The following is a 23,674-nucleotide window of genomic DNA, read 5'->3' on the forward strand; positions in this document are numbered from 1 at the left end:
AAACGCCGTGTTCCCGCAGGTCGCGCGGTCAGACGACGCCGACGGGCGTGATGCTCCAGAGCACGACCAGCAGGGTGAGCACGCCGATGACCGCGAGCACCGGCACGGGGACGCGGGGCCGGGCGGCGACGAGGACGTCGCCGTCGGCCGACTCGGCCTCGAGCGCCTCGTCCACGCCGCCGGTGGCCATGCCCGTGCTCGCGACCGCTCCGGCCGGGGCCGGCGCGACCGTCCCCGCCGGGAGCGGGGCCACGAGACGGACGATCCACCGCAGGTAGACGGCGATGCCGAGGGCGACGTTGACGGCGGCCACGACCGCGAGCCACCAGGTGCCGTCCCCGGCGACGGGTCGCAGCGCGACGACCTTGGCCACGAGGCCGACGACGGCCGGCGGCAGGCCCGCCAGGGTCAGCAGCGCCAGGACCAGGGGTATGGCCAGCAGCGGGCGCCGGCGCAGCAGGCCGTCGTGGGCGCGCAGCGACGTCCCGTCGGCCTCGGTCCCGCCCTCGACGGACACCAGGCCCGCGACGGCGACCACGACGGCGAACGCCAGCAGCGTGCCGAGGACGTAGACGACGAGGTAGGACCCGGCGGCGTGGACCGCCCGGGAGGACAGCGACGCCAGCGGCAGCAGCACCCATCCGGCCTGGGCGACCGTGGACCAGGCGAGCAGGCGGACGGCGTCGGTCTGCACCAGCGCGACGAGGTTGCCGACCGTCATCGACAGGGCCGCGAGCAGGGCGAGGGCCAGCAGGGTGGTGCCGTCGACGGCGCCGAGGGCGCGGACGAGCACGACGACGGCGCCGAGGGCGGCGACCTTGGAGACCGTCGAGAGGTAGGCCGTGACGGGCAGAGAGGCGGTCGAGTAGGTGATCGGCGTCCAGGCGTGGAAGGGCACCGCGGAGAGCTTGAACGCCAGACCGGCCAGCACGAAGACCGACGCCAGCAGGAGCAGGGACGGGTCGCGCGACGTCGGCAGCTCGAGCAGCGCGGTGCCGGTCGCCGCGACCCACAGCGCGGCTCCCAGGGCCACCAGGCCGAAGGAGACCAGGGAGGTCATGAGCAGCGCGGTGGCACCCTCGACGGCACGGGCCCGACGCTCGCCCGACCACGCCTCGTCGGTCAGCACGACGAGGGCCACGGTGGGCAGGGTCGCGAGCTCGAGCGCAACCAGGAGGCTGCCCAGGTCGCCCGCGGCGGGCACGGCGACGACCCCACCGGTGGCTCCCAGGACGAGCGCGGCCACCACGGCGGTGCGCCCGGTGCCGGACGGCGCGCGCCAGTCGCGCCAGGCGAGCACGAGCACGACGACCGCCGCGAGCAGCCCGGCCAGCTGGAGCACCGAGGTCAGCCGGTCGGCGGTGTAGAGGCACTCACCCGACCCGAGGCAGAAGGCCGAGCGCGCGTCGCCGGCGGGCTGCCGCAGGCCAGGCACCGTGGCGACGGCTCCCGCGACGAGGCCGAGCCCGGTGAGGACGAGGTGCGGCGTGCGGCGGCCCGGGAGCGCGGCGTCGACGAGGAGCACGACCACGGCGGCCAGGAGCGGCGCCAGCACGGGGAGCGTCGCGGACAGGTGCAGGTCGAGGGTCATCGGCCGATCACCGCCGCGGTCACGCTCTCGGTGACGGTGAGCAGGAGGACGGGCAGCACGCCGAGGGCGAGGACGAGCACGCCCAGCGTGCGCATCGCGTAACGCTCGGTGCGGACGGCGTCGGGGATGCGCGGCTCGAGCCGGTCGCCGGACCAGACGCGCTGGAGCACACGCGCGCTGTAGGCCACGGTGAGCGCGCCGCCCACGGCCGCCAGCACGGCATACAGCCCGAACCAGCCGCCCGGGCGGCCGGGCGCGGGGTCCCACGCGGCGTAGATCGCGCCGATCTCGCCCCAGAAGCCGGCGAGCCCGGGCAGGCCCATCGACGCCGCCATCCCGAGCACGAGGTAGGCGCCCAGGTGCGGGGTGGCCTCGCGCAGCGCGGCCCGCGCGACGGTGAGGTCGGCGCTGCCCCAGCGGTGCTTGAGCCCGCCGACGACGACGAAGAGCAGGGCCGAGATCAGACCGTGGGCGACGTTGCCGAAGAGCGCCGCCTGCAGCCCGGTCTGCGTGCCGCTGGCCAGGCCGAGGACGACGAAACCGAGGTGGGCCACCGAGGACCACGCGATGAGGCGCTTGAGGTCGCGCTCGACGAGGCAGGCCAACGACGCCCACAGGATGCCGACCACGCCCAGCCCGCCGAGCAGCGGCGCCCAGAAGGCGAAGCCCTCGGGCACGACCGGCATCACGAGCCGGACGACGCCGTAGGTGCCGAGCTTGAGCAGGACGGCGGCGAGCAGCACCGAGCCGGCGGTCGGGGCGGTGGCGTGCACCCAGGGCAGCCAGGTGTGCAGCGGGAAGACGGGGATCTTCAGCGCCAGCCCGGTGAGCAGGACGGCGGCCGCCGCGAGCTGCGTGCCGCGGTCGATGCCCTCCCCCCGCTGCGCGGCCCACACCGACAGGTCGGTCGTGCCGAGGGCGGTCGCCACGGCCAGCAGGCCGACCAGCAGGAGCGTGGAGCCGACCACCGTCACCATGAGGAAGCGCAGCGCGGCGCCGTCGCGGTCGCTGCCGGGGTCGCCGTAGCGGGCGACCAGGACCCACATCGGCACGAGGACCAGCTCGAAGCCGACGAAGAAGAGGATGGCGTCGCCGGCGAGGAAGGCGACCAGGGCGCCGAGCAGCACGAGCAGCAGGCACGCGTGGTAGGTGGCCAGCCCGGGCACGTCGGTGCCGCGCACGAGCGGGATCGGCGAGGTCGACTCCAGGGCCTCCTCCTGCGGGGTGGGGACCCGGTGCCGCTCGGGCACGTGCAGGTGGAGCGAGACGGCGACGACGCCGACGACCGCCGTGAGCAGGAGCAGCGGGACGCTCAGCCCGTCGGCGCCGAGGCGCAGCCAGACACCCAGGCCGGGGATCCACGGCTCGGCCACCGTGGGCCGGTGCAGCGCCGTGCCGGCGACGCCGACCGCCGAGACGGTCGCGGCCCCCACCGAGAGCACCCGGATGGCGCGGTGGCCTGGCGCGGAGGGCCAGCGGCCGGCGGTGAGGAGGACGACGGCCCCCAGCAGGAGCGGGAGCAGGGCGAGCAGCAGCCAGCCGGCCCCGAGCTCGGGGACGAGGTCGAGGGCCTGGGCGCCGGCGTCGCGCAGCGAGTCGATCACAGCGAGATCACCCCCACGGCGGCCAGGAGGAGGACACCGCCGAGCACGAGGGCCAGGGCGGGGGTGGCGCGGCGCGGCGTGACCAGGTCACCGGCGCGCCCGACGAGGCGGGCGCCCGCGCCGATGCCCCGCACCCAGGCGTCGAGCACCTCGCGGTCGAACCACGTCACCGCGCGGGCGAGCGCGAGGACCGGGGCCGCGACGAGCAGCCGGTAGGCGTAGTCGAAGCCCAGCCCGCGCTCGGCGGCCAGGCTGACCCGGGCCGGCACGCGGGCGGCGGCGTCGCGGGTGCGCACGCCGCGGGCGGCCAGCCGGACGGCCAGGGCGGCGACCACCATGAGGAGCAGGGTCGCCAGGAGCAGCTGCAGGTCGAGGTGCAGGTCGCTGCGCCACACCGGCAGCAGGGCGACGAGGCTGCCGAGGAGCGTCATGAGCATGAGCAGGGTGGTGCCGAGCCGCGCCGAGCTGCTGATGGCGGCCTCGGCGCGCTCCAGCCCCTCGGCCTCGACCACGACCTGGGGCTCGTCGAAGAAGTCGTCGATCCGCTCGACGGGGCCCTGGTGGTAGGCGGCCAGCTGCTGCTCCCGGTCGGTCGGACGGTCGAGCACGAGCCAGGCGCGCATGCAGTAGGCGGCCGTGAGCGGCGCGGAGGCGCCGACCGCGGACAGCACGATCACCGAGGCCAGGCCCCCGCTGCCGGTGGACGCGGTCTCGGCGGTGCCCAGGATGAGCTCCTTGGAGAAGAAGCCGACGAAGGGCGGGACGCCGGCGAGCGCCAGCAGGCCCCACAGGAAGCGGCGGCGCAGCACGCGGTAGCGACGGGTGCCGGAGGCCACGACGGCCATCGCGGTGCCGCCGACCAGGACCGCGAGCCAGCCGGCCGAGAGGAAGAGCAGCGCCTTGAACCAGGCGTGGGCGAGCAGGTGCTGGGCGGCCGCGTCCGGCCCGGTCTGCGGGGTCGCGGCCGCGAGCGCGGCCAGCATGAGCGCGACCTGGCTCACCGTCGACCAGGCGAGCAGGCGCTTGAGGTCGGCCTGGGCGAAGGCGAGGGCGGCCGCCCCGAGCATGGTGACCGAGGCGAGCACGGCCAGCAGCAGCCGGGCGGTGTCGGAGATCGCGAGCAGCTCGAAGAGGTGGAGGAGCACCACGGTGCCCGCGGCGACCATCGTGGCCGCGTGGATGAGGGCGGAGGCCGGGGTCGGGCCCTCCATGGCGTCGGGCAGCCAGTCCTGGAAGGGGAAGAGCGCCGACTTGCCGGCGACGCCGATGATGACGAGGACGAGGGCGGTGGTCAGCGCGGGCCCGGGGCCCTGGACCCACCAGTGCTCGACGATGGCGCTCACGGAGGTGCTGCGGGCACCGGCGGCCAGCAGGACCAGCCCGAGGACGAAGCCGATGTCGGCGGTGCGGGTGACGACCAGCGCCTTGGTGGCGGCGCGACGGGCCGCGGCCTTGGCCGAGTGGTGGCCGATGAGCAGGTAGGAGCACCACCCCATGACCTCCCAGCCGACGATGATCAGCAGCACGTCGTCGGCGTGCACCGTCAGCAGCATCGCCGCGGTGAAGACCGAGACGGTGGCGGCGAAGACGGGATAGCGCGGGTCGTACCAGAGGTACCACCGGGCGTAGACCTGCACGATCACGGCGATCGCCGCGACGGTGACCGCGATGAGGCCGAGCGGCCAGCTGACCGCGAGGCGGAGCGGGACGTCGAGCTCACCCAGCGGCAGGGCGCCGATCGACCCGGAGGTGCGCTCGCCCCCGGTGGCCGCGAGCACCCGCAGCTGCCACGCCGCGGCGGCGAAGGTGAGCAGGCCGCCCCCCACGGCGATCCAGGCGGCGAGGCGGTTGGACCGCAGGCTGAGCGTGATGCCGGCCAGCGCGGTGAGCGCGGGGACGAGCACGATCCACTGCATGGGCGTGCCCCAGAAGTCGGGCATGGACAGGCCGGGTATGGAGATGCTCGGCAGGTCGGGCAGGCCCGGCAGCTGCAGGTCGGACCACTCGAGGTCGGGCACGTCGAGGGCGCTCATCGCACTGCCTCCCCGTCGGCCGCGGCCGCCCGCGGGTCGAGGTCGGCGGCCAGGTCGACGTGGCCGCGGGCCCGGAAGAGGGCGAGCAGCACCGCCAGCGCGAGGACCACCTCGGCCGCGGCGATGGTGATGACGAAGAGCGTGAGCACCTGGGCGCTCGCGTGCCCGTCGGTGCCGCCGGTCTGCCCGACCGTGACGAGCAGCAGGCCGGCCGCGCCGAGCAGCAGCTCGACGCCGACGAGCACGAGCACGGCGTGGCGCCGGGCAAGGATGCCGTAGACGCCGAGCCCGGCGAGGACGGCGACGAGGAGGTAGGGCAGCGCGGGACGGATCACGAGGCGTCCTCCCCCGCCGGCGTCGCGCCGGCGCCCACCCGGTCGGAGGCCCTGTCGAGCCCGCCGACGGGGGCCCGGGCGATCGCGACGGCGGCGACGAGGGCGAGCAGCAGCAGCGCCGAGAGCAGCTCGAAGGGCCAGACGAAGACGCCGAGGACGCCCTCGGCCACCTCGGTGCTCGTGGGCCCGGCGACCTCGACCGCGCCCCAGCCGGCGGAGGCCACGAGCGTGCCGCCGAGCAGGATCGTGGTGCCCGCGGCGACCAGGGCCGCTCCCCCGCGCTGGCCCCGGCCGGTGACGACCGGGACGCCCCCGCTGCGGGTGAGCATCAGGGCGAAGAGGATGAGCACCACGACGGCGCCGACGTAGACGAGCAGCTGGACGAGGCCGACCAGCTCGGCCCCGAGCACGAGGTAGCAGCCGGCCAGCCCGGCCAGCGTCACGACGAGCCAGAGGGCGGCGTGCAGCACCTGGGAGGCCAGCACGGAGAGCAGCGCCGATCCCGCGGTGAGCAGGCCGACGGCCAGGAACAGCACGTCGAGCCCGCTCACACCTCACCGTCCTGCGGTCGGGGGGCCTCCGGGCCGACGTCGGCGGGCTCGCGCTCGGTGGTGGGGGCGGGTGCCGCGGCGCCCCGGGTGCCGGGGCGCTCCACGCCCTCGGGCAGGGCGGAGTCCGGCACCCGCTCCATCCAGGTGCCGAGCCGCTCCTTGCCGTGCAGGAGGTTGCGGATGTCGCCCTCGGCGTAGGCGAAGTCGGGGGCCCAGAACAACGCGTCGAACGGGCAGACCTCGATGCAGATCCCGCAGTACATGCACAGCGAGAAGTCGATCTCGAAGCGGTCCAGGACGTTCTTCTGCCGGGCCCGGCCGCCCTCCGTCTGCGGCGGGACCTCCTCCTTGTGGGAGTCGATGTAGATGCACCAGTCGGGGCACTCCCGCGCGCACAGCATGCAGGAGGTGCAGTTCTCCTCGAGCAGCGCGATCACGCCGCGGGAGCGGTCGGGCAGCTCGGGCTGCTCGTGGGGGTACTGCCGGGTGTGTGCGCCGCGGGCGAGCACCTTCGCGGTCGTCGCGAGTCCCTTGAACAGGCCCTTCATGCCAGCACCACCACTCCCACGCCGGTGATCGCCAGCTGCAGCAGCGCCACCGGCAGGAGCACCAGCCAGGCGAAGCGCTGCAGCTGGTCCTCGCGCACGCGCGGCCACGCGACGCGGAACCACAGGAAGAGGGTGCCCACCACGGTCGCCTTGAGGAGCGTCCAGAGCGCGCCGACGGCGCCCACGTCGCCCCAGGGACCGCGCCAGCCGCCGAGGAAGAGCACCGTGAACAGCAGCGCCATGACCACCATGCCGGCGTACTCGGCGAGCAGGAAGAAGGCGAAGCGCAGGCCGGTGTACTCGGTGAGCGGGCCGAAGACGATCTCCGCGTCGGCGATCGGGGCGTCGAAGGGCGTGCGCTGCAGCTCGGCGACGCTGGCCGCGAGGAAGACGACGGCCGCGGGGGCCTGCCACAGCAGCCACCACCACGACCAGGCCTCGACGATCCCCGTCAGGCTCAGGGTGCCGGCGGCCATGGCGACCGAGGCCGCGGCGAGCACCATCGGCAGCTCGTAGGAGACCAGCTGGGCGCCGGCGCGCATGCCGCCGAGGAGGGAGTACTTGTTGCCGCTGCCCCAGCCGGCCATGAGGGTGCCGATGACCCCGACGCTGGTGGCCGCGAGCACGAAGAGCAGCGAGGCCGGCACGTCGGCCGCCACCCAGGCGGCGCTGAACGGGATCGCGGCGAGCGCGACGAGATAGGGCACCAGCGCCACCGCCGGGGCGAGCCGGAAGACGTGCCGGTCGGCGGCCGCAGGGGTGACGTCCTCCTTCTGGACGAACTTGATGCCGTCGGCGACGAGCTGGAGGATCCCGTGCGGCCCGGCCTCCATCGGCCCGAGCCGGCCCTGCATGTGCCCCATGACCTTGTGCTCCAGCTGGCCGAGGGCCAGGGGCATCACGAGGAAGGCCGCGAGGACCACCGCGGCCTTCAGCAGGACCTCGACGAGGAGGGGGAGCTCGGTCAGCATCGTCGGCCACCCTAACGAGTCCGGACGCCCCGCGGGGGGTGGCGCACCGGTCGGGCGCGGCCCGGCACGCAGCGGGGCCGGGTCGTCGACGGACGACCCGGCCCCGGCGGCGGGAGGAGAGGGCGCTCAGGCGGGCGCGACCACCACGTCGCCCGGGCGCCGGCGGGGCGGCTGGGGGCGGCGGCGGATGCGCGGGCGACGGGCCAGCTCCTCGCGCTGGCGGTGGGTGACGGCCAGCTCGCGCTCACGCTCCTGCGCGAGGCTGCGGCCGACGAGCTCGTTCATCAGCAGGTCCATGACACGTCCTTGTCGTCAGGTGGAGGGTTCGGATCGGAGGGTGGGGGTCGGGGCCCGGGTCAGTGGGTGACGCGGACGTCACCGGTGCCGCTGCGGACCGAGACCGACAGGTGGTCCTGGCCGGGCTCGGGGGCCCCGACCGGGTCGAGGTGGGTCTCGACGTCGCCGAGACCGGTGTTGAGGTCGAGCCAGACGGGTATGCCGCGGGGCACCCGCACCTCGACGTCACCGGTGCCGGTGCGCAGCGTGGCCCGGCCGGAGCGCAGGTCCAGCTCGATGTCGCCCGAGCCGGTCGCGGCGATGGTCTCCTCCGCGGCGGACCGGACCTCGACGTCGCCGCTGCCGGTGCGCACCTGCAGCGTGCCGGGGCCCGAGCAGTGGTCGATGCGGACGTCGCCGGAGCCGGTGGTCACGCTGCCGGCCGGGCAGGCGCCGAGGGAGACGTCGCCGGAGCCGGTGCTCAGCCGCACCTCCCCGCAGTCCTCGGCGCGCAGGTCCCCGCTCCCGGTGCTCAGCCGCGTCGCCCCGGACGGGCCGGCGACGGTGATGTCGCCGGACTTCGTGCGGGCCTCGACGTCGGCACCCTCGGGCACGTGGACCACGACGTCGACGGTCACGCCGTCGTCGCCGGCGGAGAAGTGCAGCGGGCCGAGGCTGAAGCTGAAGCCGCGCGACCCGGCCGGGTCCTCCAGCGCGGGGACGTCGACGGTGAGCACCCCGCCGCGGCACCGCAGGTCGACCGCGGAGAGGTCGACCTCGCGGTCGGCCTGCAGCTCGACCGTCGCGGTGCCGGGGGCGGCGTCGGTGAGGATCTCGACGTCGCCACGGTGGTTCGTCAGCTGCAGCGAGATCGGGGCGTCGTCGGCGAAGGAGCGGCTCAGCGTGGTGGCGGTGATCTGGTCCATGGGAGGTCCTGACGGTCAGGCCCAGCCGGTGACGCGGCGGGGGGTGCGGGTGGGTGAGGCGGTGGGGGTCTCGGCCGAGGACGAGGAAGAGGACGATGCCCCCGTGGTCGCGCGACGCAGCGCCTGGACGATCCAGGTGTTGAGCGAGACGTCGGCCTCGAGGGCCCGGCGCTCGACCGCCGCCTTGAGGGACTGCGGGAGCCGGACCGTGACACGCGCCGTCTCGCCGTCGTCCTCGGCGAGGACCTCCGGGGGCTCCGGGGCGGGGGGCGCGGGCGGGGCCGGCGGCATCGGTGGGGCGGCCTCGGTGCGGTGGACGGACAGGACCGGCTCGCGGCCCTCCATCCGGACCACGACGGCCGCGTCGCCGAGCTCGCTGGTGATGCTCGCCGCGGCGTCGGACAGGGCGTGGACGAGGGCCAGCCGCAGGGCCGGCTCGACCGCGGTCGCCACGCGGGCGGCCACGTCACGGGTCTGCTCGTCGGCCAGCGCGGTGGCGCGGTCGAGGTCGGCGAGGACCGAGGAGAGGTACGGATCGAGGTTCATGACGTCATAGTGACGTCACAGTGACGTCACTGTCAAACAATAGTGACGTCATGCCGCATCATCATGGCGTCAGGCGCGCCAGGGCACGCCGCCGGGCGGGGTCGCCCGTGCGCGTCCGCGCGGCGTCAGGCGGTGAAGAAGCAGAACGGATGGCCGTGGGGGTCGAGCATGACCCGCACGCCCTCCTGCGGCTGGACGGCGGAGCGGCGGGCACCCAGCTCGACCGCCCAGGCCTCGGCGGCGTAGAAGGCGGCGAGCTCCCGCGGCCGGTCGGTGCTGATCGAGACGGACGTCGCCTCGATCCGTGGCCGCGGGGCCCGGGTCACCGCGGGCCCCAGGACGGGTCCGGGACCCCGGGCGGCAGCAGGCGGCGCCGGGAGGGAGCCCGCCTCGTCTCCGAGCCCTCGCCCTCGCCGGGCTCCTTGGCACCCGGCCAGGGCTTGGACGCCCGGGCGGCGAGCTGGAAGGACTTGCGCAGCGGCGTCCCCTCGAAGCCGTCGGGCAGCAGCAGCGGCCGGATCCCCAGGCCGGTGCCGTCGTCGAAGCCGGAGAACGCCAGGCCGAACATCTCGGCGGTCTCGCGCTCGTGCCAGCCCGCACCGGCGAAGACCGGCGTCAGGGAGGCCAGCGCGGTCCCGTCGGGCACGCGGGTGCGCAGCAGCAGTCGCCGCATCGGGGCGCCCTCCCCCGGCACGGCGATCAGGTGGCAGACGACCTCGAGCCCCGGGCCGTGCTCGTCGGCGCTGTCGGTCTCGTCGACGGCGGAGAGCCAGTCGAAGAAGGTGAAGCCCTCGTCGCGGGCGGACCGCGCGGCAGGCGCCCAGGCGTCGGGCTCGACCCGGCGCTCCTCGACGGTGGTTGCGCTCATGCGGTCACCCTACGACGGCACCCGCAGCGCCCCGGGTCAGGACCGCCCGGCGAGGGGCATCTGCGCACCCCTGAACGTGGTGCTGCGGGCTGCGAGGACCACCGCCCGGCGGGTCGCCTCCTCGAGCTCCTCGCCCTGGCTCAGCCCGTGCGCCAGGACACCGCAGAAGACGTCACCGGCACCGCTGGTGTCGATCGCGTCCACCGTCGGGGCGGGGACGTGCGTCGGCGGGGCGCCGGCGGCCGGGAAGACGGCCGCCCCCTGGGCCCCGAGGGTGACCACGACGGCGCCCGCGTAGGTCAGGCGCGAGACCCGGTCCCCCACCTCCTCCAGGGTGATCGGCGCGGGACCTCCGCCGGTCAGCTGCGCCAGCTCCGACTGGTTGGGGACCAGGACGTCGACCAGGGGCAGCACCTCCGCCAGGGCCTCCGCCGAGCCCATGGGTGCGGGATTGAGCACCACGCACCGCGCCGCCTGGTGCGTCGCGGCAGCCCGCACGGTGTCCAGCGGCACCTCCAGCTGGCACAGGAGCACCGGGACCTCGAGGCCGTCGAGCGCCGCGTGCACGTGCTGGGGAGCGAGCCCGGCGTTGGCACCCGGGTCGACGACGATGAGGTTCTCACCGTCGTCGTCCACCACCACCGTCGCGGTCCCCGTGGGTGCCGTGCCGAGCAGCTGCAGCGACGACAGGTCCACGCCGTGCTGCTGCAGGATGCTCTTGATGACCTCGCCCGCCCGGTCCTGGCCCACGGCTCCCACGAACCGCACCCGCGCGCCCGCCACCGCTGCGGCGACCGCCTGGTTGGCCCCCTTGCCGCCCGGCGTGGAGCTGCTGCCGGTCGCCAGCAGCGTCTCTCCGGCCACCGGGACCCGGGGAACCCGGAGGGTGGTGTCCAGGTTCGCCGAACCGACGACGACGACGTCGGGCGTGGACCTCACGTGCTGCTCCCGAGCCGTCGCACCGCGTCGAGGACGATCTCCCAGTAGCGGTCGCGGTCCAGTCGGGTCGCGACCTGGGCGTTGGGGGCCTGGTCGGGATAGCGGCCGTGCAGGTCCACCACTGTGGTGCCGCGTGTCCAGCGTCCCTCGAGCTCGACGGCGAGGAAGGCCTCGCGCCAGGTGACGACGTCCGGGTCGATGAGCGCCACGATCGTGCACGGGTCGTGGACGGGAGGCGCGTCGAACTCCCAGACCCGACGGTAGGAGTCGCCGAAGAAGCCCATCCATCCCGCGCAGGTCTGGCCGACGACGTGATCCATCTCCGCCATCTGCCGGACCACGTCGGCCGTGGCGAGCGCCTGGTGGGTCAGGTTGAGGCCCACCATCCGGACCGGCAGCCCGGTCTGCAGCACGACGTCCAGGGCCTCGGGGTCGGCGTAGGTGTTGAACTCCGCCGTCGGCGTGTGGTTGCCGCGTTCGGTAGAGCCGCCCATGAAGATCACCTCGGCGATCGCCGGCACCAGATCGGGGTGCTTCTGGACGAGCCTGGCCACGTTGGTCATCGGACCGGTCACGGCCAGCACCACACCGGTGGAAGACTCCCGCAGCACGTCAGCCAGCAGCTCGACGGCGTCGCGGGGATCCGGCGCCATGGCCGGCTCGGGCAGGTCCGGCCCGTCCAGTCCCGAGACCCCGTGGACGTAGTTGCCCAGGGCGAGGTCGCCGGACAGCGGACCCTCGGCGCCCCGACCCACCGGCACGTGGGTCGCCCCGGCCAGGGTGAGGACGCGCAGCGCGTTCCGGGTGGCGTCCTCGACCGAGCAGTTGCCGAAGCAGGTCGTCACGGCGCGGAGGTCGAGCGTCGGCGAGGCGACCGCGAGCAGCAGCGCCAGCGCGTCGTCGTGCCCCGGGTCGCAGTCGATGACCAGCGGCCGGCTCATCGGCCCCCCTCGCCCGCGAGCCACCGCAGCATCCCCCCGACGAGCGGGGCGAAGCCGTCCCAGTCGAGGAAAGGCTGGGGGCACCAGTGCGGGCCGATGTCGGTGGACCAGGCCAGCGTGCGCCCCGAGCCGACCTGCTGGGTGGCCAGCAGCACGTGCTCACCGACCCGGGCGACCACCTCGGCCCCCTCCTTGGCGTGCACCTCGTTGTAGCCGAGGAGCGCCGGCGCACCCGAGAGGAGGCCGGTGAGCGGGTGGGCGACCCCGGTCTCGCTGACCTCGGCCCCTTCGGGCGCCTCGACGCGGTCGTCGCCGGGGAGCATCGTCACGGGCAGCACCTCGGCCAGCGGGCTGCGGGCGAAGTTCGCGGCCGCGTTGATGCCCTGGAAGCTCAGGTAGCCGCCGGCCATCATCAGACCGCCACCCGCCCGGGTCCACTCCACGAGGGCCTTGAGCGAGTTGGCGCTGCGCTCGCCCCTGCTCCACGTCTCCGGGGTTAGGACGAAGGAGTTGTAGCCGATGTCGGAGATGACGACCGCGTCGTAGGCGGAGAGCTCCTCGACCGTGCGGGGGAAGCGGGCCGGCACGTCGTGACCGTAGATCTGCTCGACCTCGACCCCCTGCTGGGCCGCGGCCGCGATGAAGGTGTCGGCACCGGTGTCGAAGCGGGTGCTGGTGAAGATGTCGAAGCCCTTCTGGTGCGTCTCGTGGACGACCCAGCTCTCTCCGGCCAGAAGCACGCGTGGCATGAGTTCTCCTTCTCGTTCAGTCGGTGCGGCCCTCGAACAGGGCGCGGGGGTTGGCGACCAGCAGCTGGTCGGTGAGCTCGGGGGTGAGACCGTGCCGGTGCAGGCGTGGCACGAAGTACTGCAGCAGGTGCCCGTATCCGGGCCCGCCGTGCGCGCGCAGCAGCGACTTGAGGAAGATGTCCTGGGAGAGCAGCAGCTGGCGCTCCCAGCCGCGGTCGACGAGGCGGGCGATCCAGCGCGCGTTCTCCTCGTCGGAGGGGCACTGGACGCCCTGGTCGGCGTAGAAGACCTCCATGCCGATCATGTCGTACTGCACCCAGGCGCCGCGGCGGAGCAGCTCCTCCTGGTAGGTGAGGTCGTCGCCGGAGGGCCCCATGTGGCAGAGCACGATGCGCTCCGGGGAGACCCCCTGCTCCTCGGCGAGGTCGAGCACCTCGTGGCCACGGCGGAACCAGGCCGGCAGGTGCACCTGCACGGGGAGACCGACCTCACGCTGGGCCAACAGCGCGCCCGTCAGGCTGCGCCGCTCGGCCTCGGGGAAGTCGGCACCGACGCCGATCTCACCGATGATGCCCGGGCGGACGCCGTCCTCTCCCTCGGCGAGGTCGCGCAGGATGACCTCGGCGATCTCGACCGGGCCGAGGCTGTCCATCTCGGGCGGGTGGCTGGGCGCGAGGTAGAAGCCGGTGCCGGCGATGATCTGCACGCCGGTGGCCCGGCTGACCTGCGCCAGGCCCGACAGCTGACGCCCCGAGTTCATGCTCGTGGTGTCGATCACGGTGCGTCCGCCCAGACGCCGGTAGCGCTCGATCTCGGTGATCGCCAGCTCGAGGTCGTCGAGCCGGCAGTTGTCGAGGTTGCCGAACGGGTCCTGACGCAGGTCCCACAGGATGTCCTCCCGGACCGGGTGCTCGGCATACTCCTGGGGGTCCCAGCCGACCGACGCGGTGGTGTGCGCCCACGAGGTGACGTCGTTGAGGACGTGCTCGTGCGACAGCGTGACCCCCAGCTCCTCGACCGCGACCGGCCCGGTGACCGTGGTGACCATGCGCTGGCCGGGCGTCACTTCTTGGCCCCCGAGAAGCGTCCGAAGAGACGGGTGTTCATGAGGATCGCCAGGACGAGGATGAGGCCCTGGACGATCGGTACCCAGTAGACGTCGACGCGGAGCAGGACCAGGCCGTTGCTGATGATGCCCAGGGTGAGGGCACCGATGGCCGAACCGATGACCGAGCCCCGGCCGCCCATGAGACTGGTCCCGCCGAGGACGACGGCGGTGATGACCTCGAGCTCGAAGGCGGTGCCGGAGTTCGGCGAGCCGCTGGCCAGCCGGGCCGCCGTGATCACGCCTGCCAGGGCGGCGGCCAGGCCGGCCATCGCGAGCACGCCCATCTGGATCTTGCGGATGTCGACACCGGACCGGCGCAGCGACTCGGCGTTGGAGCCGACCGCGATGACGTAGCGGCCGAAGCGGGTGTGGTTGAAGACGTACCAGGCGAGCGCGACGCAGGCGATGGCGATCCAGGTCGGGGTGTAGAGGCCCAGCAGCTTGCCCTGCCCCAGCGGCAGCAGGAAGGTGGATTCGATCGGGGTGCTGTAGCCCTCGGTGAGGAAGAGTGCCAGCCCTCGGAAGGCGGTCAGCGCGGCGAGGGTCACGATGAACGACTGCATCCGGCCGTAGGCCGCGAGCGCGCCGTTGACGAGGCCCACGACGAGACCGACGACCAAGGTGCCCACGAGGGCCAGGACGGGGCTGCCGGTCGCGGCCCACATGCCGAGCAGGGCGGCCGAGAGACCGAGGACGGAGCCGACGGACAGGTCGATCTGGCCGGTGGTGATGACGAAGGTCATGGCCATGGCGACGATGACCGTGGGGGCGATCTGCCGCAGGACGTTGACCTGGTTCTCGACGGTGAGGAAGGCGTCGGCCTGCACGGAGAAGACGGCGAAGAGCACCACGAAGACGACGGAGATCGACAGGACCCCGAAGTGGCGGCTCACGAAGCTCGACAGCTGGCGCGACGAGGTGGTGGTGGCGGTGGTCGTCACGGGTGGCTCACTTTCCCATCATGGCGGTCACGAGGGCGGTCAGGTCGGTCCCGGCAGGGTCCAGCTCACGGTGGATGACGCCCTCGTAGAGGACGACGAAGCGGTCGCAGACCTCGAAGAGGTCCTGGAGCCGGTGGGTGATGAGGACCACGCTCACCCCGCGGGCCGACACGTCACGGATGAGCTGGAGCACCATCTCGACCTCCTTGGCCGCCAGGGCGGCCGTCGGCTCGTCGAGGACCAGGACCTTGGGCTCGAAGGTCACGGCGCGGGCGATGGCGATGGCCTGGCGCTGCCCCCCGGACATGTTCCCCACCTCCTGGGTGGTGTCCGAGATGCGGATGTGCAGCGTCGACAGGTCCTGGGCGGCCTCGGCGTGCATGCGCGCGTGGTCCAGGCGCCGGGTGAGGGGGTGGTACAGCTCCCGGCCGAGGAAGAGGTTGGCGGCGACGTCGAGGTCGTTGCACAGGGCCAGGTCCTGGTAGACCATCTCGATGCCGGCGGCCCGGGCGGCGCGCGGGCCCGACCCGGTCATCTCCTCGCCGTCGACGAGGATGCGGCCGGAGTCCGGGGTCACGGCACCGGCCAGCATCTTCATCAGCGTCGACTTGCCGGCGCCGTTGTCGCCCACGAGGCCGATGACCTCGCCGGGCGCGACCCGGAGGTTGACCCCCTTGAGCACGGACAGGGCGCCGAAGCGCTTGCGGATGTCCACCATCTCGACACGAGGGGTAGCGGTCACGAGTTCAACCTCCGGGTCAGCTCGGGCGCGGTCAGTCGAAGATCGCGCGGTACTCGTCGACGTTGTCCTGGGTGACGATGTCGATCGGCACGTCGATGAAGCCCTTGGGCTCGGCACCGTCGAGGATCGCCTTGATCTCACGGACGGCCTCGACGCCCTCCTGCTTGGGGTTCTGCTGGACGACGGCGTGGACCAGGCCGCTGTCGATGCCGGCGATGACCTCCTTGGTGAGGTCCCAGCCGATGATCACGGTGTCGGTGGTGCCCGTCAGCGCGGCCACGGCGCCCACGGTCGCCGGCTCGCCCGTGGTGTAGACGAAGTCGAGGTTCGGCTGGGCGGTCACCAGGTTCTGCGCGGCGGTGGCGGCCTTCTCCTGGACGTTGTCGCCGTTGACGCTCTGGGTGTACTTCGCCCCGGCGGCGTCGATGGCCTCCCGGAAGCTGTCCTCGCGCTGGTTCTGGATGAAGGAGTTCTTGGCGTCGACGACGCCATAGCTCTTGCCGTCGGCCAGGCCCTGCTCGATGACCCACTCGGCCGCCTGCGCGCCGGCCGCGAGGTTGTCGACCCCGACGAAGGTGTCGACGTTCTCGAGCTCGGCGTCGATGGCGACGACCGGGATGCCCTGGGCGCGGGCAGCGTCCACGGCCGGCTTGACACCGTTGACGTCGATCGCGACGACGATGATGCCGTCGACGCCCTGGCTGACGAAGTTCTCGATGTCGCTCGCCTGCCGGGCCGAGTCGTTGTTGGCGTTGGCGATGGTGAGCTCGCAGCCGAGCTCGTCGGCGGCCTCCTGGGCACCCTCGTTCATCTGGGTGAAGAAGATCGCGGTCTGGTTGATCTGCGTCATGCCGATGGTGCACGACTCGGAGGAGCCGGTGTCACCCCCGGCTGCCTCGGACGGGGCGGGGTCCTCGTTCCCGGTGCTGCACGCGGCGAGGAGCGTCGTGGCGAGCGCGGCGGCGGTGAGGGTGCTGAGACGGGGACGGGTCGTTGTCATGATGCCTCCAAGCAGGTCTCGGAAAACGTTTACCGAGTGGTGGAGGACACGTTAGCCTGATCCCCACCCGCTCTGGCAAGAGGTTGCGCCCGAATGGCTGGGTCACGTTTCGATCACGACTCCCCGGAAGGAGCTCGCCGTGCCGGACCGACGAACCACGATCAAGGACGTCGCGGCCCACGCGGGGGTGTCGCTGGCCACCGCCTCTCGCGCCCTCAGCGGCAACCGGCCGATGTCGGAGGAGCTGCGCGCCCGGGTCCTGGCGAGCGCGCAGGAGCTGAACTACCGCGTCAACCTGCTCGGTCGGGCGTTGCGTCAGCAGCGGCACCCGGTGGTCGGGCTCAGCGTGCCCGACCTGGAGAACCCGTTCTTCGCCGCACTGGCGGAGCACCTCAGCCGCACCCTCAGGGGGGCCGGCTTCGAGCTGCTGGTCAGCAGCGCAGGAGGGTCCGTCGAGGCCGAGGCGGAAGGTGTCCAGGCCTTCCTGGGCCGCCAGGTGCACGCGGTCGTGATCATCGCCTGCGACGAGTCCGCCAGCGCGCGCACGGTGCAGGACGCGTCCTCGGCCACCCTGACCGTCCAGCTGGACCGCCGGGTGGACGGCGTCGACGCCGCCTACGTCGGCTGCGACAACCGGCACGGCATGGACCTGGTCGCCGATCACCTGCGGCGCCAGGCCGTCGCGGACAGCAAGGTGGTCTTCGTGGGGGCAGGGGCCGAGTCCTCCTCCGCCCGCGAACGGCTGCAGGGATTCCTGGCCCACTTCCCCGGCTCGCGGACCATGCTGGGCAGCTTCTCGCTCGACTGGGGCATCCGGGCCGCTGAGCAGCTCGTCGAGGAGGGCCGTGTCGCCGGGAGCACGCTCGTGGCGGCCGCCGACATCATCGCGCTGGGACTGATCTCGGGCCTGCGCGGTCAGGGCTACGAGGTGCCCGGCGACGTGCGGGTCGTGGGCTTCGACGGGATCGGCCCGGCGGCCTTCGCCCACCCCCCGCTCACGACCGTGCGTCAGCCGGTCGAGCAGATGTGCACCGAGATCCTGCAGCTGGTGAGCACCGGCGGGGACGCGAGTGGGAGCACCGACGGACCGGGTAGCTCGCGGTTGTTCTGGCCGACGCTGGTGGGCGGACCTAGCGCGACGGGCGGTCCCCGGCCGACGGAGGCGCGACCAGCCCCCGGGTGACCTCGCCGGCGGAGACCGGGCGATCGGCATACCTCGCCCCGTGGCGGGCCCGGGCGCGCCCGGGCGTCTCGGCGGCGATCTGCTCCTGCAGCGCGACGATCCCGGCGAGGAGGGCCTCCGGCCGCGGCGGGCAGCCGGGGACGTAGACGTCGACGGGGATGAGCTGGTCGACGCCCTTGGTCACCGAGTAGGAGTCCCAGTAGGGGCCGCCGGTGTTGGAGCAGGCGCCGAAGGAGATGACGTACTTCGGCTCGGGCATCTGCTCGTAGAGGCGCCGGATGGAGGGCGCCATCTTGTCGGTGACGGTGCCGGAGACGACCATGAGGTCGGACTGGCGGGGGCCCGGGGCGAACGGGATGACGCCCAGCCGGATGAAGTCGTGACGGGCCATCGACGCGCTGATGAACTCGATCGCGCAGCAGGCGAGGCCGAAGTTGAAGACCCACAGGGAGTACTTGCGTCCCCAGTTGAGGACGACCTGCACGGCCCGGGGCGCGCGCTCGACGGGGGCACCGACGCGCGGGGCGGGCAGCGGGGCCGTGCTCATGTCACCACCACCTCAGCAGGCCGCGGCGCCACACGTGGAGGAGGGCGACGACGAGGACACCGATAAAGATCGCCATCTCGACCAGCGAGGCGAGGCCGAGCTCGGTGCGCACCACGAGGGCCCACGGGAAGAGGTAGACGGCGTCGACCGCGAAGATCACGTAGAGCAGCGTGAAGACGAGGTAGCGCACGCTGCTCTGCTGCCAGCCCTGGCCCACGGGGTCGACGCCCGACTCGTAGGTCGTGAGCTTGCCCGGCGTGGGGTCGGCGGGCGCGAGCAGGCGTCGCGCGCCCATGGCGGCGGCCACGAGGGCTGCACCGGCCAGGACGACGGCGGCGACGACGAGGTACTCACGCATCGCGGCCCACCCTAGTGCCCGGGCACCGGGTCCGGCCGGAGGCGCGGACGGTCAGGCGAAGTCGGGGCGCAGCGGATAGCCGGCCTCCCCCTCCGCGCTGGTGCGCGTCGCCAGCACCTGGTGCAGCTGGATGGTGTTGCGCTCGAAGTTGTAGCGGGAGCCGGCGAGGTAGAGCCCCCACACCCGCGCCGTGTCCAGCCCCACCTCGGCCACGCACTCGTCCCAGTGCTCCGAGAGGTTCTCGCACCAGGCCCCGCAGGTGCGGGCGTAGTGCTGCCGCAGGTTCTCGTGGTGGTGGACCTCCAGGCCGACGCGCTCCATCTCGGTGACGATGCGGCCGGAGGAGGCCAGCTCGCCGTCCGGGAAGACGTAGCGGGCCACGAAGTCGCCGCGTCGCATCGGCACGTGGTCGGGGCTGCGCCAGGTGATGCAGTGGTTGAGCAGGCGCCCGCCGTCGCGGAGCCGGTCGCGCAGGAAGCTGAAGTAGGCGCGGTAGTTGCGCACCCCGATGTGCTCGGTCAGCCCGATCGAGGAGACGGCGTCGAAGCCGCGCTCGGCCACGTCGCGGTAGTCGCAGTGCCGCACCTCCGCCCCGGTGAGCCCCTCCTGCTCGATCCGCTCGCGGGCCCAGCCCGCCTGCGCCTCCGAGAGGGTGACGCCGAGCGCGGTGACGCCGTAGTGGCGGACCGCGTGGCGCACCATGCCGCCCCAGCCGCAGCCGACGTCGAGCAGCCGCATCCCCGGCCGCAGCCCCAGCTTGCGGCAGACCAGGTCGTACTTCTCCTCCTGCGCCTCCTCCAGCGTGGAGTCCTCCGTCGGGAAGACCGCGCAGGTGTAGGTCATCGACGGCCCGAGCAGCATCTCGTAGAAGCGGTTGGAGACGTCGTAGTGGTGGCGGATCGCCTCGGCGTCGCGCCTCCGGCCGTGACGTATGCCGTGCGCCAGCTTGCGCAGCTCGCTCGGGGTCTCGAGCTCGGGCAGCTCGGGCACCTCCAGCGAGATCCCGGCGGCCCGGACGACGCGCACGAGGTCGGGCAGCTCGCGCGGCGGGGGGATCCGGACGTTGAAGCCCTGCAGCAGCTTGAGCTCCTCGTAGGGATAGGCCTCGTTCATCCCGTCCACCGTGAGGTCGCCCTGGAGGTAGGCGCGGGCGAAGCCGACCTGGCCCGGGTGGCTGACGATGTAGCTGATCGCGCGCGGCGAGTGCAGCCGCAGCACCGTGCCGTCGAGGCTGCCGGCCGTCGACCCGTCGTGGGCGACGACGCCGACCGCGGCCGGCCTCCCCAGGACGACGTGGATGGCCTCGGCCACGCTCTGGACCGTCATCGTGCTCGCACCGCCTTGTCGTAGAGGGTGGGGAGGCGCCCCCCGGGGTCGTAGCGCGCCTTGACGGGGTCGAGGTGCTCGCCCCCGTAGAGCCTGCGGAAGGTCGCCTCGTCGTAGAACGCCTCGGAGTAGAGGCCCTTGTGACCGCCGAGCGCGGTCACCTGCTCCTCGATCGCCCGGTTGGTGTCGCCGTAGCGCCCGCCGGGCGGGATGTCGACGGCCGACCAGAAGCCGACGTTGACGTAGTCCTCGCCGACGCCCATCGGGTAGAGCGGCCACGGCGTCGCCGCGCCGGGCGCGGGCTCCGTCGCGCGCAGCCGCACCGGGCACAGCCAGACCGGCTCGATCGGCACCTCGCGCAGGAACCACCGCAGGAAGTCGGCCGTCCGGTCGAGCGGGATCTCCACGTCCTGGATGACCCGCTCCTGCGGCGGGCGGCCCCGGCGCCGCTGCAGCGCGGCATACCAGCCGTGCCGCTGCTCGAACGCCATGATCCGCCAGTAGACGTCGCTGCGCAGCAGCCGGCGCGGCCAGAGCCGACGCACCAGCGGGCGCTGGGCGCCGAAGGCCCGTGAGCACCAGAACCAGTCGGTGTCCCACCGCCACAGGTAGTCCTTCGCGGTGAGCAGGTCGCGCCGCCGGTGCTGCAGGGACCGGTAGAACGGTTCCGTGCCGGTGTAGTCGCCGGGCACCATCCCCTCCGCGGAGTCCGACCAGCGCGCGAGCGTCAGGTAGGACTCGCCCTCGGAGAAGACCACCCCGTCGACGAAGTCGACCCGGGTGCCGGCGTGCTCGCGGGTGGCCATCACCTCCCCGACCACGGTGGTCAGGGCGTCCAGCTCTTCGAAGCGGTGGTGCTCGAGCACGACCCATGGGCTGGTGCGCTCCAGCTCGATCACCAGGCCCAGGGTGTAGCCGAGGGAGCCGTAGGAGTTGGCCATCGCCCGGAAGAGGTCCGCGTGCTCGTTGGTCGCGGTGGCCGTCACCACCTCCCCGTCCCCGGTGAGCACGTCCATCTCGACGACCGACTCGTGGGGCAGCCCGTTGCGGAAGGAGGTGGACTCGATGCCGAGGCCCACGACGGCCCCGCCGATGGTGATGGTGCGCAGCTGCGGCACCACCAGCGGCATGAGACCGTGCGGCAGCAGCTCGTCGACGAGCCGCTCGTAGGTGGTGAGCCCGCCGACGCGCGCCAGCCCGGCCTCGGCGTCCACGGCGAAGACGCCCTGGCAGGCGGACAGGTCGAGGCGGGGCGCATCCGTGTCGGGACGGGTGCGGAAGAGGTTGGAGGTCCGCTTGGCCAGCCGCACCGGCGCACCGGGGGGCAACGCGGTGAACGACTCCCTCGCGGAGCGCACCGCGGCCTCGTAGTCGGGCGTACGGGCCGGACCCATATCCGCATCATGGCTGATGGGACGGTCGTCCCGCATCCACCTTCGAGGAGGTGGGCACGACCCCGCGGGTATGACGTGCGTCACGTCCGCGGCGACGCCGGGTCGGGGGAAGGTGCCGGACAACGCCCAGGCACGTCGAAGGAAGTCTCGTCGATACCCACGTCCCACCGAAGGGTGTTCACGGCATACCCAGATCACGGCGCGCAGGCCGGAGGATCGTTCGGATCCGTGATTTGAACCCCTCAGCACCCCTGCCTATGGTGGAGGAAGCGGGCGACCTCCGCCCGGAGCACGAGGAGAGGACGAGATGACCGGCCGACGAATGCGCGTGACGCCTGGGACCGAGCTGCGAAGCCGTCCCGCGGGCATGCGCCGCTGACGTCGCCGCCCGGAGCGTCCACCTCCCCCGTCCCCGTGCCGTCCCCGCCCCGCGGGCCGCACCCCTCCTGAGCCGACCGGCCTGTCGCGCTGCGCCCTGCGCCGCGCCCCGGCTCGGCCTGCCCTCGTGAAGGAACCTGCGTTGATCACCCTCAGCCACATCAGCAAGACCTTTCCCGGCACCCGCCGGCGACAGCCCGTCATCGCCCTGGACGACGTGAGCCTGACCGTCGAGCGCGGCCAGGTGATGGGCGTCGTCGGGCCCTCCGGCTCCGGCAAGTCCACCCTCGCCCGGATCGTCAACCTCCTCGAGCGCCCGACGTCCGGCACCGTCACGGTCGACGGCGTCGAGCTCACCGCGCTCTCCGCCGGCCGCCTCAACGAGGCGCGCCGCACGATCGGCATGATCTTCCAGCAGTTCAACCTGCTCGACTCGCGCACCGCCCTGGCCAACGTCGAGCTGCCGCTGGAGCTGGCCGGCGTGGGCCGCGCCGAGCGCCGGGCCCGCGCCACCGAGCTCCTCGAGCGCGTCGGCCTGGCCGACAAGCTCGGCTCGCACCCGGCGCAGCTCTCCGGCGGCCAGCGGCAGCGCGTGGCGATCGCCCGGGCGCTGGCGCCGCGCCCCTCGGTCCTGCTCTGCGACGAGGCCACCTCGGCCCTCGACCCCGCGTCCACCACCTCGGTGCTGGCGCTGCTGCGGGAGCTCACCGACGAGCTCGACCTGACCACCGTGCTCATCACCCACGAGATGGACGTCGTCAAGCGGGTCTGCGACCACGTGACGCTCCTCGAGGGCGGCCGCGTCGTCGACTCCGGCGCGCTGGGCGACGTCGTCCGCCGTCCGCAGTCGCCGCTGGCCACCCGCCTGCTGCCGCACCCGCAGGCCCCGGTCGGCGAGCCGGTCGTCGAGGTCACCGTCGGCGGCGCCGACCACGACCTCGTCCTCACCGAGCTCATCCGACGCTTCGACGTGCGGGTCGCGGTCCTGGCCGGGTCGGTCGAGACCCTGGGCGACCAGCGCTTCGGCCGGCTCCAGCTGCGCGTCGACGGTGCGCCGGAGACGGTGCGCGAGGCCCTGGACTACCTGGCCCAGGCGACCCCCGAACGCGAGCTCGAGCTGACGAGGGCGGTGGCGTGATGATCGACTGGGACCGCATCGGACCCGCCCTGTGGCAGGCCACCGTCGAGACCGGCTACATGGTCTCGGTGTCGATGGTGCTCGCCGTCGTGCTCGGCATCCCGCTCGGCGTGCTGCTCCTGCTCACGGCCCCCGACGGCCTGCGCCCGCAGCGCCTGCTCAACGCGGTGCTCGGGGCCGTCGTCAACGTCGGCCGCTCGGTGCCGTTCATCGTGCTGCTCGTGCTCGTCGCGCCGGTCACCCGGCTGGTCACCGGCACGACGATCGGCTCGACCGCCACCATCGTGCCGCTGACCATCGCCGCGGTGCCGTTCTTCGCCCGGCTCGTCGAGGCCTCCCTGCGCGAGGTGCACCCCGGCAAGATCGAGGCCGCCCGCGCCATGGGCGCCAGCACCCGCCAGATCGTGCGGACGGTGCTGCTGCCCGAGGCCCGGCCCGGCCTGGTCGCGGCAGCGACCGTGACCGTCGTCGCCCTCATCTCCTACTCCGCGATGGCCGGTGCCATCGGTGGCGGCGGGCTCGGCGACTTCGCCATCCGCTACGGCTACCAGCGCTTCGACACTGCCGTGACCGTCGCCTGCGTCGTCGTGCTCCTCGTCGTCGTCCAGGTGCTGCAGTCCGCCGGCGACCGGCTCGCCCGGCGCCTCGCGCACCGCTGACGCTCGTCCCCGCCCGACCTCT

26 protein-coding genes are annotated in these 23,674 nt (G+C 73.4%); 3 read left to right on the forward strand and 23 right to left on the reverse strand.

Annotated elements, in window-relative coordinates:
- Positions 1–28 precede the first annotated feature (28 nt).
- The 19 genes from FB476_RS12750 to FB476_RS12835 form a co-directional block, all read right to left on the reverse strand.
- Complete coding sequence (locus FB476_RS12750) at positions 29–1,591, reverse strand: NADH-quinone oxidoreductase subunit N (protein WP_141819350.1); 1,563 nt, start codon at positions 1,589–1,591, stop codon at positions 29–31.
- Positions 1,588–3,195: a complex I subunit 4 family protein gene (locus tag FB476_RS12755; protein WP_238329696.1), complete on the reverse strand. Its 1,608-nt coding sequence runs from the start codon at positions 3,193–3,195 to the stop codon at positions 1,588–1,590. The genes FB476_RS12750 and FB476_RS12755 overlap by 4 nt, the downstream gene beginning before the upstream one ends.
- Positions 3,192–5,228: an NADH-quinone oxidoreductase subunit 5 family protein gene (locus FB476_RS12760; RefSeq protein WP_238329697.1), complete on the reverse strand. Its 2,037-nt coding sequence runs from the start codon at positions 5,226–5,228 to the stop codon at positions 3,192–3,194. The genes FB476_RS12755 and FB476_RS12760 overlap by 4 nt, the downstream gene beginning before the upstream one ends.
- Positions 5,225–5,563 carry an NADH-quinone oxidoreductase subunit NuoK gene (gene nuoK / locus FB476_RS12765; RefSeq protein WP_141819352.1) on the reverse strand — a complete coding sequence of 113 codons (339 nt, stop codon included), beginning with the start codon at positions 5,561–5,563 and terminating at the stop codon, positions 5,225–5,227. The genes FB476_RS12760 and nuoK overlap by 4 nt, the downstream gene beginning before the upstream one ends.
- The gene (locus tag FB476_RS12770; RefSeq protein WP_141819354.1) at positions 5,560–6,114 is read right to left on the reverse strand and encodes an NADH-quinone oxidoreductase subunit J family protein; all 555 of its coding nucleotides are present in this window, start codon (positions 6,112–6,114) and stop codon (positions 5,560–5,562) included. Before FB476_RS12770 ends, nuoK begins: the two co-directional genes overlap by 4 nt.
- Positions 6,111–6,662 (reverse strand): 4Fe-4S binding protein, encoded by a 552-nt coding sequence (locus FB476_RS12775; protein ID WP_141819356.1) that lies wholly within the window; start codon positions 6,660–6,662, stop codon positions 6,111–6,113. The genes FB476_RS12770 and FB476_RS12775 overlap by 4 nt, the downstream gene beginning before the upstream one ends.
- On the reverse strand, positions 6,659–7,633 hold the full coding sequence (gene nuoH / locus FB476_RS12780) for an NADH-quinone oxidoreductase subunit NuoH (protein WP_141819358.1): 975 nt from the start codon (positions 7,631–7,633) through the stop codon (positions 6,659–6,661). The genes FB476_RS12775 and nuoH overlap by 4 nt, the downstream gene beginning before the upstream one ends.
- Before the next feature lie 126 nt (positions 7,634–7,759).
- The gene (locus FB476_RS16510; RefSeq protein WP_170233614.1) at positions 7,760–7,930 is read right to left on the reverse strand and encodes a hypothetical protein; all 171 of its coding nucleotides are present in this window, start codon (positions 7,928–7,930) and stop codon (positions 7,760–7,762) included.
- Between the two features lie 59 nt (positions 7,931–7,989).
- Positions 7,990–8,835 (reverse strand): DUF4097 family beta strand repeat-containing protein, encoded by an 846-nt coding sequence (locus FB476_RS12785; protein ID WP_141819360.1) that lies wholly within the window; start codon positions 8,833–8,835, stop codon positions 7,990–7,992.
- Positions 8,836–8,850: 15 nt separating this feature from the next.
- Positions 8,851–9,381, reverse strand: a complete 531-nt coding sequence (locus tag FB476_RS12790; protein WP_141819362.1) for a YlcI/YnfO family protein — start codon at positions 9,379–9,381, stop codon at positions 8,851–8,853.
- 125 nt (positions 9,382–9,506) lie between these two features.
- Positions 9,507–9,707 carry a VOC family protein gene (locus FB476_RS12795; RefSeq protein ID WP_141819364.1) on the reverse strand — a complete coding sequence of 67 codons (201 nt, stop codon included), beginning with the start codon at positions 9,705–9,707 and terminating at the stop codon, positions 9,507–9,509.
- On the reverse strand, positions 9,704–10,249 hold the full coding sequence (locus FB476_RS12800) for an NADH-quinone oxidoreductase subunit C (RefSeq protein ID WP_141819366.1): 546 nt from the start codon (positions 10,247–10,249) through the stop codon (positions 9,704–9,706). The genes FB476_RS12795 and FB476_RS12800 overlap by 4 nt, the downstream gene beginning before the upstream one ends.
- A gap of 36 nt (positions 10,250–10,285) precedes the next feature.
- Positions 10,286–11,188, reverse strand: coding sequence for a ribokinase (locus FB476_RS12805; RefSeq protein ID WP_141819368.1), 903 nt, complete (start codon positions 11,186–11,188; stop codon positions 10,286–10,288).
- Positions 11,185–12,129 (reverse strand): nucleoside hydrolase, encoded by a 945-nt coding sequence (locus tag FB476_RS12810; RefSeq protein WP_141819371.1) that lies wholly within the window; start codon positions 12,127–12,129, stop codon positions 11,185–11,187. The genes FB476_RS12805 and FB476_RS12810 overlap by 4 nt, the downstream gene beginning before the upstream one ends.
- Positions 12,126–12,878 (reverse strand): glutamine amidotransferase, encoded by a 753-nt coding sequence (locus tag FB476_RS12815; RefSeq protein ID WP_141819373.1) that lies wholly within the window; start codon positions 12,876–12,878, stop codon positions 12,126–12,128. The genes FB476_RS12810 and FB476_RS12815 overlap by 4 nt, the downstream gene beginning before the upstream one ends.
- A gap of 16 nt (positions 12,879–12,894) precedes the next feature.
- Entirely contained in the window at positions 12,895–13,944 is a 1,050-nt protein-coding gene (locus FB476_RS12820; RefSeq protein ID WP_202876975.1) for a phosphotriesterase family protein, read from the reverse strand.
- On the reverse strand, positions 13,941–14,927 hold the full coding sequence (locus FB476_RS12825) for an ABC transporter permease (protein WP_141819375.1): 987 nt from the start codon (positions 14,925–14,927) through the stop codon (positions 13,941–13,943). Before FB476_RS12825 ends, FB476_RS12820 begins: the two co-directional genes overlap by 4 nt.
- 7 nt (positions 14,928–14,934) lie before the next feature.
- Entirely contained in the window at positions 14,935–15,669 is a 735-nt protein-coding gene (locus FB476_RS12830; protein WP_202876976.1) for an ATP-binding cassette domain-containing protein, read from the reverse strand.
- Positions 15,670–15,700: 31 nt separating this feature from the next.
- On the reverse strand, positions 15,701–16,669 hold the full coding sequence (locus FB476_RS12835; protein WP_141819377.1) for a substrate-binding domain-containing protein: 969 nt from the start codon (positions 16,667–16,669) through the stop codon (positions 15,701–15,703).
- Positions 16,670–16,808: 139 nt separating this feature from the next.
- Here FB476_RS12835 and FB476_RS12840 point away from each other — a divergent pair, with 139 nt between their 5' ends.
- Complete coding sequence (locus tag FB476_RS12840; RefSeq protein ID WP_141819379.1) at positions 16,809–17,852, forward strand: LacI family DNA-binding transcriptional regulator; 1,044 nt, start codon at positions 16,809–16,811, stop codon at positions 17,850–17,852.
- Here FB476_RS12840 and FB476_RS12845 read toward each other — a convergent pair.
- Genes FB476_RS12845 through FB476_RS12860 form a run of 4 tightly spaced genes read right to left on the reverse strand, consistent with a single transcriptional unit; the run spans position 17,800 to position 21,477 of the window.
- Positions 17,800–18,399: an NADH-quinone oxidoreductase subunit B gene (locus FB476_RS12845; RefSeq protein WP_141819381.1), complete on the reverse strand. Its 600-nt coding sequence runs from the start codon at positions 18,397–18,399 to the stop codon at positions 17,800–17,802. The two genes, FB476_RS12840 and FB476_RS12845, sit on opposite strands and share 53 nt — an antisense overlap.
- A 1-nt stretch (position 18,400) precedes the next feature.
- Positions 18,401–18,757, reverse strand: a complete 357-nt coding sequence (locus FB476_RS12850) for an NADH-quinone oxidoreductase subunit A (RefSeq protein ID WP_141819383.1) — start codon at positions 18,755–18,757, stop codon at positions 18,401–18,403.
- A gap of 51 nt (positions 18,758–18,808) precedes the next feature.
- Entirely contained in the window at positions 18,809–20,083 is a 1,275-nt protein-coding gene (locus FB476_RS12855) for a class I SAM-dependent methyltransferase (RefSeq protein WP_141819385.1), read from the reverse strand.
- On the reverse strand, positions 20,080–21,477 hold the full coding sequence (locus FB476_RS12860; protein WP_141819387.1) for an FAD-binding oxidoreductase: 1,398 nt from the start codon (positions 21,475–21,477) through the stop codon (positions 20,080–20,082). Before FB476_RS12860 ends, FB476_RS12855 begins: the two co-directional genes overlap by 4 nt.
- Before the next feature lie 520 nt (positions 21,478–21,997).
- Between FB476_RS12860 and FB476_RS12865 the strand changes: the two genes are divergently transcribed.
- Both FB476_RS12865 and FB476_RS12870 read left to right on the forward strand, forming a co-directional pair.
- The gene (locus FB476_RS12865; protein WP_141819389.1) at positions 21,998–22,993 is read left to right on the forward strand and encodes a methionine ABC transporter ATP-binding protein; all 996 of its coding nucleotides are present in this window, start codon (positions 21,998–22,000) and stop codon (positions 22,991–22,993) included.
- Positions 22,993–23,652, forward strand: a complete 660-nt coding sequence (locus FB476_RS12870) for a methionine ABC transporter permease (protein ID WP_141820291.1) — start codon at positions 22,993–22,995, stop codon at positions 23,650–23,652. Before FB476_RS12865 ends, FB476_RS12870 begins: the two co-directional genes overlap by 1 nt.
- Positions 23,653–23,674 lie beyond the last annotated feature (22 nt).

The organism is Ornithinimicrobium humiphilum (assembly GCF_006716885.1).
Lineage (GTDB): Bacteria > Actinomycetota > Actinomycetes > Actinomycetales > Dermatophilaceae > Ornithinicoccus > Ornithinicoccus humiphilus.

Excerpts from the sequence above, each read along its gene's own strand:
- FB476_RS12760 (WP_238329697.1), bottom strand. The coding sequence starts at position 5,228 with ATGAGCGCCCTCGACGTGCCCGACCTCGAGTGGTCCGACCTGCAGCTG.
- FB476_RS12750 (WP_141819350.1), bottom strand. The coding sequence starts at position 1,591 with ATGACCCTCGACCTGCACCTGTCCGCGACGCTCCCCGTGCTGGCGCCG.
- FB476_RS12850 (WP_141819383.1), bottom strand. The coding sequence starts at position 18,757 with ATGCGTGAGTACCTCGTCGTCGCCGCCGTCGTCCTGGCCGGTGCAGCC.
- nuoH (WP_141819358.1), bottom strand. The coding sequence starts at position 7,633 with ATGCTGACCGAGCTCCCCCTCCTCGTCGAGGTCCTGCTGAAGGCCGCG.
- FB476_RS12835 (WP_141819377.1), bottom strand. The coding sequence starts at position 16,669 with ATGACAACGACCCGTCCCCGTCTCAGCACCCTCACCGCCGCCGCGCTC.
- FB476_RS12845 (WP_141819381.1), bottom strand. The coding sequence starts at position 18,399 with ATGAGCACGGCCCCGCTGCCCGCCCCGCGCGTCGGTGCCCCCGTCGAG.
- FB476_RS12800 (WP_141819366.1), bottom strand. The coding sequence starts at position 10,249 with ATGAGCGCAACCACCGTCGAGGAGCGCCGGGTCGAGCCCGACGCCTGG.
- FB476_RS12810 (WP_141819371.1), bottom strand. The coding sequence starts at position 12,129 with ATGAGCCGGCCGCTGGTCATCGACTGCGACCCGGGGCACGACGACGCG.
- FB476_RS12785 (WP_141819360.1), bottom strand. The coding sequence starts at position 8,835 with ATGGACCAGATCACCGCCACCACGCTGAGCCGCTCCTTCGCCGACGAC.
- FB476_RS16510 (WP_170233614.1), bottom strand. The coding sequence starts at position 7,930 with ATGGACCTGCTGATGAACGAGCTCGTCGGCCGCAGCCTCGCGCAGGAG.
- FB476_RS12870 (WP_141820291.1), top strand. The coding sequence starts at position 22,993 with ATGATCGACTGGGACCGCATCGGACCCGCCCTGTGGCAGGCCACCGTC.
- FB476_RS12775 (WP_141819356.1), bottom strand. The coding sequence starts at position 6,662 with ATGAAGGGCCTGTTCAAGGGACTCGCGACGACCGCGAAGGTGCTCGCC.
- FB476_RS12855 (WP_141819385.1), bottom strand. The coding sequence starts at position 20,083 with ATGACGGTCCAGAGCGTGGCCGAGGCCATCCACGTCGTCCTGGGGAGG.
- FB476_RS12815 (WP_141819373.1), bottom strand. The coding sequence starts at position 12,878 with ATGCCACGCGTGCTTCTGGCCGGAGAGAGCTGGGTCGTCCACGAGACG.
- FB476_RS12860 (WP_141819387.1), bottom strand. The coding sequence starts at position 21,477 with ATGGGTCCGGCCCGTACGCCCGACTACGAGGCCGCGGTGCGCTCCGCG.
- FB476_RS12790 (WP_141819362.1), bottom strand. The coding sequence starts at position 9,381 with ATGAACCTCGATCCGTACCTCTCCTCGGTCCTCGCCGACCTCGACCGC.